The 16,509-nt window shown below is 71.7% G+C and carries 13 protein-coding genes; 6 read left to right on the top strand and 7 right to left on the bottom strand.

Annotated elements, in window-relative coordinates; all coding sequences use genetic code 11:
- Positions 1-19: 19 nt before the first annotated feature.
- Positions 20-1,456 carry a porin gene (locus OV090_RS29515; protein WP_267707972.1) on the top strand — a complete coding sequence of 479 codons (1,437 nt, stop codon included), beginning with the start codon at positions 20-22 and terminating at the stop codon, positions 1,454-1,456.
- A 48-nt stretch (positions 1,457-1,504) separates the two neighbouring features.
- Here OV090_RS29515 and OV090_RS29510 read toward each other — a convergent pair whose 3' ends face one another.
- From OV090_RS29510 to def, 3 genes are all read right to left on the bottom strand, one after another.
- Entirely contained in the window at positions 1,505-2,209 is a 705-nt protein-coding gene (locus tag OV090_RS29510; protein ID WP_267707971.1) for a hypothetical protein, read from the bottom strand.
- A gap of 205 nt (positions 2,210-2,414) precedes the next feature.
- Entirely contained in the window at positions 2,415-2,834 is a 420-nt protein-coding gene (locus tag OV090_RS29505; RefSeq protein WP_267707970.1) for a thioredoxin domain-containing protein, read from the bottom strand.
- 94 nt (positions 2,835-2,928) lie between these two features.
- Positions 2,929-3,627: a peptide deformylase gene (def, locus tag OV090_RS29500; protein WP_267707969.1), complete on the bottom strand. Its 699-nt coding sequence runs from the start codon at positions 3,625-3,627 to the stop codon at positions 2,929-2,931.
- 283 nt (positions 3,628-3,910) lie between these two features.
- Between def and OV090_RS29495 the strand changes: the two genes are divergently transcribed.
- Complete coding sequence (locus OV090_RS29495) at positions 3,911-4,450, top strand: hypothetical protein (protein ID WP_267707968.1); 540 nt, start codon at positions 3,911-3,913, stop codon at positions 4,448-4,450.
- A 105-nt stretch (positions 4,451-4,555) separates the two neighbouring features.
- Complete coding sequence (locus OV090_RS29490; protein ID WP_267707967.1) at positions 4,556-5,068, top strand: hypothetical protein; 513 nt, start codon at positions 4,556-4,558, stop codon at positions 5,066-5,068.
- Positions 5,069-5,160: 92 nt separating this feature from the next.
- On the opposite strand, the gene OV090_RS29485 is transcribed toward OV090_RS29490, so the two are convergent.
- The gene (locus tag OV090_RS29485; protein WP_267707966.1) at positions 5,161-6,828 is read right to left on the bottom strand and encodes a VCBS repeat-containing protein; all 1,668 of its coding nucleotides are present in this window, start codon (positions 6,826-6,828) and stop codon (positions 5,161-5,163) included.
- 151 nt (positions 6,829-6,979) lie between these two features.
- On the opposite strand from OV090_RS29485, the gene OV090_RS29480 reads away from it, so the two are divergent.
- Positions 6,980-7,936: a hypothetical protein gene (locus OV090_RS29480; RefSeq protein ID WP_267707965.1), complete on the top strand. Its 957-nt coding sequence runs from the start codon at positions 6,980-6,982 to the stop codon at positions 7,934-7,936.
- 142 nt (positions 7,937-8,078) lie between these two features.
- Here OV090_RS29480 and OV090_RS29475 read toward each other — a convergent pair whose 3' ends face one another.
- The gene (locus OV090_RS29475) at positions 8,079-9,188 is read right to left on the bottom strand and encodes a hypothetical protein (protein ID WP_267707964.1); all 1,110 of its coding nucleotides are present in this window, start codon (positions 9,186-9,188) and stop codon (positions 8,079-8,081) included.
- 378 nt (positions 9,189-9,566) lie between these two features.
- Between OV090_RS29475 and OV090_RS29470 the strand changes: the two genes are divergently transcribed.
- The gene (locus tag OV090_RS29470) at positions 9,567-10,091 is read left to right on the top strand and encodes a hypothetical protein (RefSeq protein ID WP_267707963.1); all 525 of its coding nucleotides are present in this window, start codon (positions 9,567-9,569) and stop codon (positions 10,089-10,091) included.
- A gap of 84 nt (positions 10,092-10,175) precedes the next feature.
- On the opposite strand, the gene pyc is transcribed toward OV090_RS29470, so the two are convergent.
- Positions 10,176-13,625: a pyruvate carboxylase gene (gene pyc, locus OV090_RS29465; RefSeq protein WP_267707962.1), complete on the bottom strand. Its 3,450-nt coding sequence runs from the start codon at positions 13,623-13,625 to the stop codon at positions 10,176-10,178.
- Positions 13,626-13,782: 157 nt separating this feature from the next.
- Here pyc and OV090_RS29460 point away from each other — a divergent pair, with 157 nt between their 5' ends.
- A complete protein-coding gene (locus OV090_RS29460; protein WP_267707961.1) occupies positions 13,783-14,691 on the top strand; it encodes a protein kinase in 909 nt (302 codons plus the stop codon).
- Between the two features lie 111 nt (positions 14,692-14,802).
- Here the strand turns inward: OV090_RS29460 and OV090_RS29455 are convergent, their stop codons facing one another.
- Entirely contained in the window at positions 14,803-16,392 is a 1,590-nt protein-coding gene (locus OV090_RS29455; RefSeq protein WP_267707960.1) for a serine/threonine protein kinase, read from the bottom strand.
- Between the last annotated feature and the right edge of the window lie 117 nt (positions 16,393-16,509).

Here is a 16,509-nt window from a genome sequence, read left to right as displayed (position 1 = left end):
CATCCGTGATGCGCTCCGTATGCCGCTCCACCTCGCGCTCGCGCTCTCCTGGCCGCTGATGCAGGCGGCGCCGACCTCCCGGCTGCTCGCCGACGCGCCTGACGCGGTGCCGACGCCGGAGCGCCCGAAGGTCGGAGTCGCGCCGGTCGCCGAGGCGCCGGGGCCGGTCGACGCCGAGCCGGCGAACGAGGGCTCGGAGGTGGCGGAGACGAGCGAGGGGCCGGCGGCGATCGACTCCGAGCCGGAGACGGGGGCCGCGCCGGCGAAGCTCGATCGCAAGGCGGACGCGAAGGTGCAGAAGTTCAAGTTCAAGCCGGGCCGCGGCTTCGAACTGGCGACGAAGGACGGCAACTACGTGCTGGCGATCCGGGCGCGCTTGCAGGTCCGCTACGACCTCGAGCACCCGAACATGCCGGGCGAGCCGATCGATCACCTGCTGCAGATCCGGCGCGCCCGCGTGGTGTTCGCCGGCAACGTGTTCGGCAAGCACAACCGCTACTACATCCAGTTCGGCTTCTCGCCGCGCGACATGCTGGGCGGGCTGCCCGACAACTCGCCAGGCATCCGCTACAACCCGGTCCGCGACGCCCGCGTCGAGTTCACGTACCTGCGCGACGCGACGGTCTGGCTCGGCCAGATGAAGGTGCCGTTCAGCCGCCAGCGCGTGATCTCGTCGGGCAACCAGCAGTTCGTCGATCGCTCGAGCGTGAACGAGGAGTTCAACCTCGACCGCGACATCGGCCTGGTGCTGCGCTCGGACGACATCGCCGGGCTCGGCCGCCTCAAGTACGCGCTCGGCGTGTTCATGGGCGACGGCCGCAACGCCTACGAGTTGACGAACACCGGCGCGCTGTACGTCGGCCGCGTGACCGTGATGCCGTTCGGCAAGTTCGAGGACGACTCGGAGGGCGACCTCGAGCGGCAGAAGAAGCCCGGCCTGTCGCTCGGCGGCGCCTACGCGTACCACGACGACGCGCCCGGCGAGCGCGGCGTGCACGGGGCGCGCCCGGCCGACGGCGGCACGACCGACATCCACCACGCGACCGCCGACCTGATGTTCAAGTGGCGCGGGCTGTCGTTCGAGTCGGCGTTCCACTACCGCAAGGCCCGCCGCCGCAACCCGGGGAGCGCGGTCGACGAGATGGGGATGCCGGTGCCAGTGGCGCTGGCGCGCGACGGCGTCGGCTGGTTCGGCCAGTTCGGCTACCTGATCCCGCCGGCGGACGTCGAGTTCGTGACCCGCTACAGCTTCGTCCGCAACATCTTCGGCGACAAGAGCTCGATGATCGACCGCGACGAGCTCGGCGGCGGCGTCAACTGGTACATCGCCGAGCACAACTTCAAGATCTCGTTCGACTACTTCCGCGTGTGGGACGGCCTGCTCGGGCCGACCGTGCGCGAGGCGATGGCCAACGGCGTCGACCGGTTCCGCCTGCAGATCCAGCTGGCGTTCTGAGTCCTTCGGGACATGTCGAAACGGACATGTCCCGAAGGCCAGTGAATGCTACTTGCAGTAGTCGTCCTGGTGGGCGACGCCGTCGACCACGACCTCGGTGCCGGCGCGGATGACGAACTCGCTGAGGCCGACCTCGGTGCCGGCGTCGGCGTCCCAGTCGTAGGTGTAGCCGAGCTGCGTCCACGGGTAGCCGGGGTCGTCGCCGTACGAGGCGGCCCGCAGGTCCTCGATCCACATCTTGTGCTCGGGATCGACGTCGGCGCGGAAGTCGAGCTGGGCCACCGAGTCGTCGATCTCGGGGTCGGGGCTCGGCCGGAACATGCCGTCCAGCGGCACCCACAGGGTCACGAGCCGATCCTTGCCGTTGTCCGGCGGGAGACCCATGAGCCGCTCGAGGCGCGAGGTCAGGTCGGCGCCCTGCAGGCCGGTGGCGGTGCAGAAGTCCTTGAGCGAGGGGATCGGGGTGACCCACACCTCGACGCCGAGCGGCATGGTCGTGCCCTCCTTGCCGTCGTAGCCGTTGTACGAGGTCCAGGTGACCATGAGGACGCGATCCTCGGCGTCGAACACGAGGTCCGGGTTATCGAGGGTGATGGCGACGAGGTCGTCGTCGATCTCGTCGGCCTCGGGGACCGCGGCGTCCTCCACGGCCGCCCGGTAGAGCTCCGCGGGGGTGGCCTCGGGCTCGGGCTCGGTACATGCGACCGCTTGGATCGCGAACGTGAACAAAAGGACAGGGCGCAGCAGCGACATGCGCGGAGGGTACACGCGCCGGCGACGGCGGTTCAATCACCGGCCTCGCAGGCAAACTCGCAGCTGGGCGCCCACTGGGCGCGCGTGGGCGCCCAGATGAGGCGCCCGCGCGCGTCGAGGCGCCGAGCGGGCGCGCGTCCGACCGCGATCGACGAACTACACGACGTTCGCGGCGGATGTCCGATCGGACAGACGGGAGCCGCGCTCAGTGCTCGTGGCCGTGGCCGTGATCGTGATCGTGATCGCAACGACCCTCGGCGTGGGCCTTCTCGTGCTCCTCGATCTGGCGCCGGACGTCGTCCATGTCGAGGCCCTGGACCTCGCCCACGAGCTCGTCGAGGGCCTTGGCGGGCAGCATCCCGGCCTGGCGGAACAGGAGGATGCCCTGGCGGAACACCATGACGGTGGGGATCGAGCGGATGTCGAAGGCGGCGGCCAGCTCTTGCTGGGCCTCGGTGTCGAGCTTGCCCCACAGGACGCCCTGGTGGCGCTCGGACGCGGCCTCGTAGACGGGGGCGAAGGCGCGGCAGGGGCCGCACCAGCTGGCCCAGCAGTCGAGCACCACCGTGTCGTTGCCCTCGACGATGCTCTGGAAGTTGCCGCTGGTGATCTCGGTGGTGCTCATGTCATTGCTCCTCGGTGCTTGCATAGCACCCGTCGCGGAAGGTCTGTCATGGATCGGCACGACGCGCCCCGCGGAACTCGCGCGTGCAGGCGGCTCAGCGGGAGAATTCGCCGAGGATGTCGGCGATCGGCCGGCCGGCGTGGCGCGCCCGGGCCGTTTCACCGGTGGAGAAGGAGCGCGTCAACATGCGGTCGACGTAGAGGGTGCCGTCGAGGTGGTCGACTTCGTGTTGCAGGATCCGGGCGGGCCAGCCGCGCACCCGCAGGGTCTGCGGCTGGCCGCGTCGGTCGAGGCCGGTGACCTCGACCTCGGCGTGACGCTCGACCAGCGCGGTGTAGCCGTGGACGCTGAGGCACCCCTCGAAGAAGGTCCGCCTGTCGTCGCCGATCGGCCGCAGCACCGGGTTGATGAACACGTGCACCGGCAGCTCGACGCGCTCGCGCTCGCGCAGCTCGGCCGGCGTGAGGCGAGCCATGAGTTCGGCCCGGTCCTCGAGCACGAGGATCCGCAGCGGGACGCCGAGCTGCGGCGCCGCCAGACCCACGCCCGGGGCCGCTCGCATGGTCGCGATCATGCGGTCGACGAGCTCCTGGATCTCCGGCGTGGGGATCCGCTCGACCGCAAGCTCGGCAGCGCGGCTGCGCAACACCGGGTCGCCGGCCTGGACGATGTCGGGGTGCGCAGCAGAGGGGGCGGGCGCGGAGGGGGCGGGCGCGGACGGCGGCATGGGCTTGGAGACGGACGGAGCGCACGCGGCGCTGGCGAACGCGAGCGCAAGGAGGCGAGGGAACATGCGCGCTTCCGGCTAGCACGAACGGCGGCGCGCCGGAAGCGGTGGGACGGCCCGGGGCGGACGAAAGGCCGTGATCCCGGCGAGGGGCCGGAGCTGGCGCTGGACCGGCCGGCGCGCGGGGGACGTCAGGTTGCCTGTATGTTCGAGCATGTCTTCAAGGACATGTGATTCGCGTCGGTGGTCGAGCGAGGTCGGCGGACGGCGACGGCCGCGCGTCCGTCGGGCGCGGCGACGTCGGCACGATCCCCATGAAGACGGCGGCCAGATCGGGTAGATCGAGGGCATGTCGAGGGTCTTTACCCGCGAGCGCTGCATCCCGTGGCTGTGCGCCCGCGTCCCGCTCGACGACGAGCCGCAGGAGGTCGCGCTGTCCGTCGACGAGTTGTGCGCCCGGATCCCGCGCCGCGCCGCCCGTGGTTTGGGGCTGTCCGGCGCGCTCGGTCTGGGGGCGGCGGCGCTGGTGCTGCTGACTGCGCCGCGCCCGGCCAGGGCCGAGAGCGCCGCGGGCGGGCCGGCGGTCCGCTCGGTGGCCGGCTACACGCTCGGCGGCCTCGGCCTCGGCGCGCTGGCCGTGAGCCGTCGCCTGCACCGCACGTCGCCAGGGCTGGCGGTGCTGTGCGCCGGGCGCGACGCCGACCTCGACCCGACGCGGATGGCGGCGCTCGTCAAGACCGCGCGCGCCAGGCTGTCCGAAACAGCATGGCCGAAAGGACATGTCTGGTTGATCTCGGAGGGCCCGCTGTCGGCCGAGCGCAAGGCCCAGGCGGCGGCGCTCGAGGTGCGCTGCTTCGTGGCCGTGAACGGACGCATCACCGAGGTGTGACGGTCGGCGCCCGCGGACGCGCCGCGTCGCGCGCCGCCCTCGTCTCATGGAGAGCGCGGGGGCCCTGATTGGAGCGCCCCGACCGTCGGTCGATACTGGCGGCCGATGAGCGTGGCGAAGCCGGAGTACTACGGGGCGGCCTTGAATTCGTTCGTACTCGCGTTCGGCGAGGCGAACAGCGTGGTGCAGAAGATCCTGCACGACGCCGGGGTGAGCCGGATCGATCCGGAGCGCTGGTACGACTACGAGTGGGCGAGCGCGATCTACTACCGGATCGGCGAGAAGGTCGGCCGGGCGGCGGTCATCAACGTCGGCCGCAAGATGATCGAGGCGGCCCCGTTCCCGCCGGGCATCGACAGCGTGCAGAAGGTGCTGATGAGCCTCGGCGCGGCGTTCAAGCTCAACACCCGCGGCGGCGACGTCGGCGACATCTTCTGCACGATCGAGGACGACTACAGCGCGACGATCGTCCGCACGCAGCGCGGCCTGTGCCCGTTCAACATCGGCATCATCGAGGGCTGCTGCGCCCGCTACGGGGTGAAGCCGCTGATCGAGCACGGCGCCGACGGCTGCCAGGACGAGGGCGCGCCGACCTGCACGTACCACGTGAGCTGGTAGGGGGTTCGCGGCGCGGGCCGGGATCCTATGCCCGATCGGACATGCCCGGATGCGCATGTCCTCGAGGACATGGCTTTCGTGACAGCCACGCGTCAGCCCGGCGGGTCGGGCATGCAGACGGCGCCGCCTTCGATCTGGGCGTTGGTGCGGAAGGTGTTGAGGGCCTGCCAGGACGGGATCTGGTGCTGCGGGATGGTGCCGTCCTCGCGCACGTTGGTGACGTGGTAGGCGTGCTGGTTCCAGATCCTGCGGGCCTGGATCCACCGGTCCTCGACGTCGCGGACGACCTGGACGGCGGGCTGCTGGCCGCCGTTGGAGACGACGACGATCTCGGCCGAGCCGTCGTCGTCGACGTCGGCGACGACGGGGTTCTCGGCCTGCGTCCACGAGGACCGCGGGCTCGACAGCAGGACCGCGCCGCCCTCGCCGTAGACGAACAGGAAGTTCTCGTCGGCGTACATCGCCTGGGCGTAGCCGGCGCCGATGAAGTCGAAGGCGGTGCCGGCCGCGTAGCCGCTGTTGTCCTGCACGGAGGCGGTCCACAGCAGGCTGAGGTCGGGGCGGTAGATGTTGTAGTGCTGGTTGGAGCTGACGAGGATCTCGGCCGCGCCGTCGCCGTCGACGTCGTGGATCGCGGCCGGGCGCCACCACGAGGCGTCGCCGCTGGGGTTCTGGTCCTGGTAGACGATGGTGCCGTCGTGCTCGAGCAGCGTCAGGCCGCTGAAGCCGGCCAGCAAGACCTCCGGCTCGGGGTCGTCGTCGAAGTTGCCGACCTGCGGGTGGGCGATGGCGACCGACGTGTTGTAGTGGACGCTGCCGTCGTGGTGGAAGGCGTCGCCGCCCTGCAGGACCTCGAGGTCGCCGTCGCCGTCGAGGTCGGCGGCGAACGGGATGTCGATCGCGCCGTTGCTGTTGCCGAGGAAGATCTGGTCGCCGAGGTGATCGAGGACGGCGCGGCCGGCCATGATCTCGACGTCGCCGTCGGCGTCGAGGTCGGCGAGGGCGACGGCGACCTGCCAGGCGTCGAACACGACCGGGCTCTCCCACTTGAAGGTGCCGTCGTGCTCGAAGGCGATCGCGTGGCCGTTGATGATGTTGTCGACCTCGCTGCGGATCGTGACGATCTCGGGCAGGCCGTCGCCGTCGATGTCGCCGATCGCGGGGTTGGCGTAGCCGTCGATGATGTCGGGGATCTTGAGGTTCACGGCGCCGGTGAGGCCGTCGAGGATGTAGATGTGGCCGTCGGACTGGGCGTTGCCGTAGAGCGGGACGACGACGTCGGGGACGTCGCACAGGTCGATGACGCCGTCGCCGTTGTCGTCGGTCATGTTGGCGACGAGCGGGGTGGCGACGGCGTGGACCTCGCCGTCCTGGCCGGCGAAGGCCCACTGGACGGCGGGCATGAAGCTGTCCGGCGGGGCCTCCATCTCGCACTCGCCGACGGCGTCCTCGCCCTGGACCTTGCAGCGATCGACGGGGGGCGGATCGCCGGTGGTGCCGAAGCCGACGTCGAGCTTGACGCCCTCGGTGATGGGACCGCTGGTCGTGGTGGTGCTGGTGGTGGTCGTCGTCTCGCCGTCGGTGCCGGTGGAGGTGGTGGTGGTCGTCGGCGCGCCGGTGCTCGGGGCAGCGCCGGTGGTCGTGGAGGTGTCCGAAGAGACAGCTCCTCCGGTCTGCCCGTCGGTGGCGTTGATAGCGTCGCCGCAGGCGTGGAGGAGCGCGAGACCGGTGAGGCTGCAGAAGAGGCGTGAGGGCGACACGGAGCGACGATACACCGGCGGCCCGACTCTGCGTGCGCGGAAGTCCGTGGATGGGCGCCGGGCAGGTACCATGCGGCGGATGGCGGAGACACCCGGGACACTGCAGGTGGCGCGAGAGCGGGCACGTGGGCTTGGACGCGCGGCGCGAGCGATGGGATGGCTGCTGCCGGCGCTGACTGCCTGCGGGCAGGAGCCGGCCGACAGCGCGAGCGAGGGGATGAGCGCAGGGACGACGACGGGCACGACGACGCCCGAGCCGGACACGAGCACGAGCACGAGCACGAGCACGGGCACGCCGACGTCGACGGGGCCGACGACGACGTCGGAGGCGACGACTGCCGCGGCGACGACGAGCGAGACGACTGGGACGACGGACGCGAGCACCACGGGGGCGCCGGTCGAGGGGTGCGCCGATCTGCCGCTGTGCGACGATTTCGAATCGGTGGCCGCGGGCGGGGTGCCGGATCCGTCGCTGTGGACGGTGACGTCGCCGAATTGCAGCGGGACCGGGACGCTGGCGATCGACGGGGCGGTGGCCCACACGGGCGGGCAGTCGCTGCGCGTCGACGGCGGGGGCGGGTACTGCGATCACGTGTTCGTCGCCAACACGGAGGCGATCGCGGCGATCGGGCCGCAGGTGTACGGGCGGCTGTGGGTCCGCTTCGAGGCCGCGCTCGGGCAAGGCCACGTGACGTTCGTGACGCTGCGCGACAGCGCCGACGGCGGGGGCAAGGACCTGCGCATGGGCGGGCAGTCGACGATCCTGATGTGGAACCGCGAGTCGGACGACGCGACGCTGCCGGCGTTGAGCCCGGCGGGGATCGCCCTCAGCGTGGCGCCGACACCTGGCGCCTGGACGTGCGTGGAGTTTTTAGTGGATTCGGCCGCGCCCGCGCTGACGACGTGGGTCGACGGGACGGAGGTGCCGGGGCTGGTGATCGACGGCGAACCGACGCCGGACGTCGACCAGCAGTGGCTGAACAAGCCCGACTGGCAGCCGTCGCTGGTCGACTTCAAGCTCGGGTGGGAGAGCTACGGCGGTCAGATGATGACGCTGTATTTCGATGATGTCGCGCTGGCCGGGGAGCGGATCGGCTGCGATCCGTAGCGGCATTCGCCTGTCGGCCGCTGACCGCGTCGCTAGCGGTCCCAAATTTCGTGTGTCCTGAGGGCCATGTCCATGGAGACATGGTGAGAAGGGCATGGTCTCGGAGGCATGTCTTGACGGACATGCCCTCGAGGACATGACTTCAGGGCTCGGGGTCGGTCGGGCGGCGGACGCCGGTGGGGCCGTGGAGGTGGTCGACGCTGACGAGGACGGGCTCGCCGGCCTGCCAGCCGTCGTACTCGGCCCTCGGGGTGTCGCGGGTGTAGATCTCGCCCTCGTCGCCGTAGGCGAACACGACGGCGTAGCTGCCGTCCTGGACGGTGCGCTCGCGGTCGCCGCTGGTGGCGATCTCGGCGAAGCGCAGGCCGTCGTGGCCGTCGCCGCGGACGACCGTGCGGTCCGCGTCGACCCAGGCCTGGGTGACGTAGTCGCACCAGGTGGCGTAGATCGGGCGCGAGCAGTACTTGGTTCGCGTGCGGGTGACGGAGCGCGTGCAGGTCTTGGGCACGCTGGTGCAGGTGCGGCTGAACGAGCCGTTGCCGTTGTTGCGGGTGCTGCACGACTGGGTGGAGCCGCACGAGTAGGACTCGCTGGCCTGGTAGTTCTCGGTGCCGCAGGCGTAGGACTCGTCGTGGTGGTGCTTCTCGCGGCAGCCGGTGACTGCGACGCCGGCGACCTCGCCGCGGCCGGCTCGCGGCGGGACCTCGGCGCGCTCCCGGACGGCGGCCTTCCAGTCGCCGCGGTTGACGTTCTGCCAGCGCTGCAAGGTGGTGGTGTGCGTCCAGTGGAGGCCGACGACCTTGCCCTGGTACTCGTGATCGACGGTGCACCAGGCGACGAGGCCGGCGAAGAAGACGAGACAGAGGCCGACGATCCAGCGGCGCCGATGCGAGGACCACGAGGCGAGCAGGCGCTGCAGGAAGCCGGACGGAGGCGGCGGGGTCGGCTTCGGCGGCGGCGGCTGGCCCTCGCGCCCGCCGCCGCAGCTGTCGCAGGTCGCCGAGGAGGCGCGGTTGTTGGAGCCGCAGTAACGGCAGGACCAGTCGGGGCCGTCGTGGGCGAGCGCGAGGTCGTCGGGGTCGGAGATGGCGGCGCCGTCGAAGGCGGCGTCGTCCGGCGGCCGCATGGCGTCGAGCTCGTGCTGCTCGCGCGGGTCGCCGCACGAGGGGCAGCGCTTGTCCCGGCCGCTGATGTCCTTCTGCCCGCAGCGCGTGCAGTCCCACAGGCCCCAGGCGGTGACGGTGGTGTCCACCGCGGGGAACGATACCGCGGGGCGAGGCGAAGCGGGGGCGATGAAGTGGGGCGCAGGTCCGCGCGGTGTTGCGGGGGCGCCGGATGCGGCCCGGTGGACGCACGCGTTCGCTCGCGGTCGGGGCCATCGCGCGGCAGATGGACAGGGACGCGCTCCGGCTCCAGGATGCAGGAATGACATGGCGATTCGGACATGCTCGAAAAGTCATGTCTGAAGAGACATGGAACAGCGTGACTCGAGCGGCGGGTTCGAGGACGATGGCGGCGCAGCGGCGGGGGTGAGCGACTACGAGTCGCCGGTGGGCGGGTGGGGCGTGCGTGCAGAGCGCGGGAGGAGCGCGGTCGGATCGCCCGCCGGAGCGGGGCGTACACTGGGACCATGCGGAGCTCGCTGCTGCTCGTCGTCCTGATGTCGCTCGCATGTACCGCGCACGAACCACCGCCGCGGATTCGCGTGCCGGACGAGCCGTTGCAAGAGCCGTCGAGCGGACGCCAGGTGCCGAGCGCGGTGCAGGAGACCGGCGGGACCGGCGATGTGGACGACTCGACCGCGGACGCGCTACCCCCGGTGGTCGCCGGCGACGTGGCGCAGGACGGGCCGGTGAAGCAGGTCGAGTCGCTGGCGGACGACGCGTACGAGCGAGGCAAGCGCCACGCGCAGGCGGCCATCGCCAGGAACGAGCTGGGGATCGAGACGTACGGCTACCCCGCGGCGTGCCGCTACGAGTACGCCCGGATCTTGCGGGAGCAGTACAAGGTGACGCTGCACGAGGTCGCAGGCTGCGTCATCGACGATGCGATCGCCGAGCACGCGCGCGGCTACAACGAGGTGATGGACGCCGAGATCGTGCGGCGCCACGGTCCGAACGTGTTCAAAAAGGTGAGCCGGAAGGCCGGCTGCTGAGACCAGCCGGGCGCATCCGGACGATGGGGCATGTCCGGAGAGACATGGGTGAGAGGACATGCTGCTGAGAGCATGTCCTGAAGGTCATGCCGGGGCGAGGATCAGCAGGAGGTCGCCGGCGTCGAGGTTGTCGCCGACGGCGACGGCGAAGCGGCGGAGGACGCCGGGATGCGGGGCGGCGACGACGGTCTCCATCTTCATGGCGGAGAGGACGATCAGGGGGGCACCGGCGGCCACCTTGTCGCCGACGGCGGCGCGCAGCTCGGTGACCGCGCCGGGCATGGGCGCGGCGACGGCGGCCGGGTCGTCGGGGGCGGCGCGCTCGCGCTGCTTGACGGTCTGGGTGGCCGACTTGTCGGGGATCCGCAGCGAGCGCGGCTGGCCGTTGAGCTCGAAGAACACGTCGCGCTGGCCGTCGGGGCCGAGCTCGCCGACCGCCTTCATGCGCACGATCAGCGTCTTGCCTTGCTCGATCTCCACGCTGAGCTCCTCGCCGACCGGCAGCGGGGCGAAGAAGGCCCGCGTCGGCAGGCGCGAGACGTCGGCGAACTGGGTGCGGAACGCGAGGTAGTCGCGGAACACGCCCGGGTAGAGCGCGGCCGAGACGACGTCGACGTCGCGCAGCGGCATGCTGGTGAGCTTGCGTAGCTCGGCGGTGAGGGCGTCGAAGTCGAGGTCGGGCAGGGCGGCGCCGGGGCGGCCGTCGAAGCTGGGACGGCCGCGCAAGACCTTGGTGCGCAGCGGCTCGGGGAAGCCGCCGTAGGGCTGGCCGAGGTGGCCCTGGAAGAACTCGACGACGGAGCTGGGGAACGACAGGGTGTCCGCCTGCGCCTGCACTGCGGCCTCGTCGAGGTCGTTCTGGACCATGAACTGGGCCAGGTCGCCGACGACCTTGGAGGACGGGGTGACCTTGATGACGTCGCCGAGCAGGCGGTTGGCGGCCGCGTAGGCCCGCTTGATCGCGGGCCAGCGCGAGGCGAGGCCGAGGGCGTTGGCCTGGAACTGCAGGTTGGTGAGCTGGCCGCCGGGCATCTCGTGCAGGTACACGTCGGCGCTGCCGCTGAGGTTGCCGGCCTCGAACGGGGCGTAGAGGCCGCGCGCCTGCTCCCAGTAGTTGCCGAGCGGCTGGAGGTCGGCGATCGAGAGGCCGGTGTCGCGCTCGCTGCCTTGGAGCGCGGCGACGAGGGCCCCGAGGGCCGGCTGCGAGGTGACGCCGGCCATGGCGGTGATCGCCGCGTCGACGATGTCGGCGCCGGCCGCCGAGGCGGCGAGCATGGAGGCGACGCCGGTTCCGGCGGTGTCGTGGGTGTGGACGTGGATCGGGACGTCGGGGTGGGCGGCGCGCAGGGCCTCGACCAGCATCATGGCGGCGCGCGGGCGCAGGAGGCCGGCCATGTCCTTGATGGCGAGCACGTGGGTGCCCATCTCGACCAGCTTGCCGGCGAGGTCGACGTAGTACTGCAGCGAGTACTTGGTGCGCCCGGGGTCGGCGACGTCGCCGGTGTAGCAGAGCGCGGCCTCGATCACGCCGCCGGCCTCGCCGACGGCGTCGACGCCGAGCTTGAGGTTCTCGGTGTAGTTGAGGCAGTCGAAGATCCGGAACACGTCGACGCCGCGCTCGGCCGAGAGGCGGACGAACCGGCGCACGACGTTGTCGGGGTAGTTGGTGTAGCCGACGGCGTTGGCGCCGCGCAGCAGCATCTGGAACGGGATGTTGGGGACGAGCGCGCGCAGGCGCTCGAGGCGGTCCCACGGATCTTCGCGGAGGAAGCGGAGGGCGACGTCGAAGGTGGCACCGCCCCACATCTCGAGGCTGAAGGCCGGGGCGAGCACGCGGGCGGTCGCCGGGGCGATGGCGAGGAGGTCGATGGTGCGGACGCGGGTGGCGAGCAGCGATTGATGGGCGTCGCGCCAGGTGGTGTCGGTGAGGAGCAGGCCGGGGTGGGCGCGCACGGCCGCGGCGAAGGCCTTGGGGCCCTTCTCGCGCAGGAGGTCGCGCCAGCCGGACAGGCGGGCGCCTTCGCGGGTGTCGGGGATCTCGGGGTCGATGCGCGCGGGCGGGTTGGTGGTGGCCCACGGGGTGGTGGGGCCGTTGACCGCGACCTCGGCGAGGAAGCGGAGCAGCCGCTGGGCGCGGTTGCGTCGGGTGGGCAGGTCGAACAGCTCGGAAGTGCCGTCGACGAAGCCGGTGGTGATGTCGCCGGCGACGAACTTGGGGTGGGTGAGGACGTTCTGAAGGAAGGGGATGTTGGTCTTGACGCCGCGGATCCGGAACTCGGCGAGGGCGCGCAGCAGCTTGTGCCGCGCGACCTCGAAGGTGTTGCCGCGCGCGGTGACCTTGACGAGCAGCGAGTCGTAGTGCGGCGTGATGACGGCGCCGCTGTAGCCCGAGCCGCCGTCGAGGCGGATGCCCATGCCGCTGGCCGAGCGGTAGGCCTCGATGCGGCCGGTGTCGGGGCGGAACTGGGCCCGGGGATCTTCGGTGGTGATCCGGCACTGGACGGCGTGGCCGCGCGCGACGATCGCCTCCTGATGGAGGCCGAGGTCGTGGAGGGTGGCGCCGCCGGCGATCCGGATCTGCGCCTGCACGAGATCGACGCCGGTGATCTCCTCGGTGACGGTGTGCTCGACCTGGATCCGCGGGTTGACCTCGATGAAGTAGTGGCGACCTGTCTCATCGACCAGGAACTCGACGGTGCCGGCGTTCTCGTAGCCGACCGCGCGCGCCAGCCGGAGCGCGTCGCCGTGCAGGCCGGCGCGCGTCTCGTCGGAGAGGCCGAGCGCCGGCGCCATCTCGACGACCTTCTGGTGGCGGCGCTGGACCGAGCAGTCGCGCTCGAACAGGTGCACGACCTCGCCGGTGCGATCGCCCAGGATCTGCACCTCGACGTGGCGGGCGGCGCCGATGTACTTCTCGAGGAAGACGGTGCCGTCGCCGAAGGCGGCCTTGGCCTCGCTGGCGGCGCGCGTGAACGCCTCGTCGAGCTCGTCGTCGCTGCGGACGACCCGCATGCCGCGCCCGCCCCCGCCCATGGCGGCCTTGACGATCAGCGGGAAGCCGTGGGCGGCCGCGAACGCGCGCGCGGCGGGGAGATCGGGGACGGGACCGTCGCTGCCGGGGACGACGGGGACGCCGCTGGCGATGGCGAGGGCGCGCGCGGCGGTCTTGTCGCCGAAGGTGTCGAGCGCCTCGGCGGAGGGCCCGACGAAGGCGATGCCGGCGGCCGCACAGGCGCGCGCGAGGGCGCTCTTCTCCGACAAGAAGCCGTAGCCGGGGTGAATGGCGTCGACGTCGTGGGCGGCGGCGAGGGCGACGATGGCGTCGATGTCGAGGTAGGCCCCGACGGGGGTCTTGCCCCTGCCGACCAGGTAGGCCTCGTCCGCCTTGTAGCGGTGGAGGTGGACGCGATCTTCGTGGCTGAAGATCGCCACGGTGCGGATCCCCAGCTCGGTTGCGGCGCGGAACACCCGGATCGCGATCTCGCCGCGGTTGGCACAGAGGAGCTTGCGGATCGGTCGAGTCGTGGGGGCCATGGCGCGTCGGAGATAGCAGAGCTCGCGCGCGCGCGTGGGGCGGGGTGCGATGACACGGCGCGGGGGCGGGAGAACACGGTCTGCGCGCGTTCTGGCGCGGGCCCTACGCGAGCCGCGCAGGTGGGGCGGCAGGCCCTCCGTGCGGTATGGTGCAGGTGTGACCGAGGAGCCGCTGCCGCGCCTCTACGGCGACTTCGAGCTCGCGCGCCTGATCTGCGCCAACGAGACCGGCCGGATCTATCGCGGCTTCTTCCGGGGCTTCCGCGCGTCGAACGTGCGCGTGTTCAGCCGCCAGTACACGTGCGACGAGGCGGCGGTGCAGACGTTGCGCGCCGATCTCCAGGCCGACCGCGTGATGCACAAGTTCGTCACCGGCGGCTCGTGCTACCTGCCGTTCCGCGTCGAACAGACCGTGCTCCAGGCGATGAGCCCGCGCGAGGGCGTCGACCTCGCCACCAAGATCGCCGACCACGGGCCGATGGCATGGCCGGAGGCGCGGTCGGTGCTGCTCGATGTGTGCCGCGGGCTGGCCTACGCCCACGCGCAGCTGATCGTCCACGGCGACCTGAAGCCGGAGAACTGCTTCTGCGAGGAGCCGATGGAGGACGAGACGGACGATCGCCCGCGGGTGCTGGTGATGGGCTTCGGCCTGGCCCGCGCGTACCGCCGCGCGTTCCCAGAGTGGCGGCCCGAGCTCGCCGAGGTGTTCGAACCGTCGACGGTGTTCCCGGTGTACATGTCGCCCGAACAGGTGGGCGGCGAGCAGCCGACCGTCCGCTCGGACATCTATTCGCTCGGGGTGCTGATGATCCACCTGCTGACCGGCCACCGCCCGCGCGCCACCGGGGCGCCGCCGGCGGTGGAACGCGCGGGCACCCCCGGCCCGTACCGCGCCGACGAGGGCAAGCTGACGCGGGCGCAAGCCGAGGTGGCGCTCAAGGCGGTCGCCCGCGAGGCGAGCCGCCGCCATACCACCGTGTTCGAGTTCGCGTCGGCGCTGGTGGCGATCGACGGCGGCGACCCGGCGACCGAGCTGGCCGACTTCCGGCCGCCGGTCGGGCGCTGAGCCGCGGCTGAAGCTGGTCTTGTGGGCATGCCCGAAGGGGCATGTCCTGGAGAACATGTGCGCACGGACATGTCCTCGGCGCGCATCCCCGGCGTCGCGGGGGCTCACGCGTCAGAGGACGAACCAGGCGATCGTGGCCGCCAGACCGCCGATCGCCGCGAGGGCGACGACGATCAGCACCGGGTGCGGATCGCTGGGCTGGGCGCGGGTCCTGCCGCGGGTCGAAGGGCCGGGGGACGAGGCGGCCGCGGCGGGGACGGGGATGGCGGTGATCTTGGCGACGGGCGGGTGGGCGCCGGAGGGCGTCCTGGGCGCACGGGCGGCGGAGGGGCTCTCGCCGACGGGCGGGTGGGCGCCGGAGATGTTGCGCGGGACCGGAGGGTAGGCGCCGGAGGTGTTCTTGGGGATCGGCGGGAAGGCGCCCGAGGTGTTCTTGGCGACGGGCGGGTGGGCGCCGGAGATGTTCTTGGGGACAGGCGAATGCGGACCCGAGGGACCGGCGGGGCTGGCCTTGGGGACAGGTGACTGGGGGCCGGTGGTCCTGGCGACGATCGCGTGGGCGCCGGACGAGCCGGCGGAGCTGGCCTTGGGGACAGGCGGGAAGGCGCCCGAGGTCCTGGCGGGCGCGGGCAGGGCCGGCTGCGGCCTGGCGCTCGGGACAGGTGCGGGCTCGCCGTCGGCCAGGGCCCGCGGGGCCGCGCCGGTGCGCGGGAGGGTGTCGTCGAGGCGGACGTCGCCGATCGGGGTGGTCGGCAACAGGCGGGTGCGCGGGCCGGGGCGCTCGAACGGCAGCAGGGCCTCGGCGAGCGCGGCGGCCGAGGGCCAGCGCTGCTCGGGCTGCTTGCGCAGGCAGCGGGAGACGATCTCGGACAGGCCGGGCGGGACCTCGGGCGCGACGGTGTGGACCGGCGGCGGGTCGAAGCTGCGGACGGCGGCCAGGGAGTCGGCGACGGTGTCGCGCGCGAACGCCTGCTGGCCGGCGAGCGCCTCGTAGAGGATCGCGCCGATCGACCACACGTCGGCGCGGCGGTCGACGGCCCCGGCGCCGTGGATCTGCTCGGGCGCCATGTAGTTGGGCGAGCCCATCATGGTGCCGGCGCCGGTGCGGATCGAGTCGTTGAACTTCGAGATCCCGAAGTCCATGAGCTTGACCAGCCACTGGTCACGGATCGCGCGGCACAGGTAGATGTTCTCGGGCTTGAGGTCGCGGTGGATGATGCCGGCCTGGTGGGCCGCGTGCAGGCCGTCGAGGGCCTGGCGGACGATCCACACCGCGAGGCCGGGCTGCAGCCGCTGGTAGGCGTCGATCAGGTCGCTGAAGGAGCAGCCCGACAGCAGCTCCATGACGATGTAGGGGCCGATGGTGCTGCGGCCGAAGTCGAGGACGTCGCAGATGTGCGGGCTGCCGATCCGGCCGGCGGCGGTGGCCTCGTTGCGGAAGCGGGCCAGCAGGTCGGCGTCCTCGGCGTAGCTGGCGTGCATCAACTTGATGGCGACGGTGCGCTCGACGAACACGTTGGTCGCCTGCCACACGGAGGCCATGCCGCCGTGGCCGAGGCGCCGGTCGAGGCGGAACTTGCCGTCGAGCAGGCGACCCTCGAGCGGCAAGGCGGCGCCGTCGACGGGGCACACCAGGAGGTCGTCGCGAAAGCTCTGACCGCACGTGCGACACGCGGCGGGCTTCGGCGGCGATGCGACCATCCGCGGCGGACTATATCACCGGCGCCCGAGCGACCAAGTCGTGCACGTGGTTGCGCGCGAGTCCGGGCACCGGATGTGTCGGTGAGGGCCGGCCGATGTGTGAGCCCGGTCCGGCCC

It is taken from the genome of Nannocystis sp. RBIL2 (genome assembly GCF_026626745.1).
Lineage (GTDB): Bacteria > Myxococcota_A > Polyangia > Nannocystales > Nannocystaceae > Nannocystis.
The sequence above is the reverse complement of the archived record's forward strand: the minus strand, read 5'-3'. Positions and strand labels throughout refer to the sequence as shown.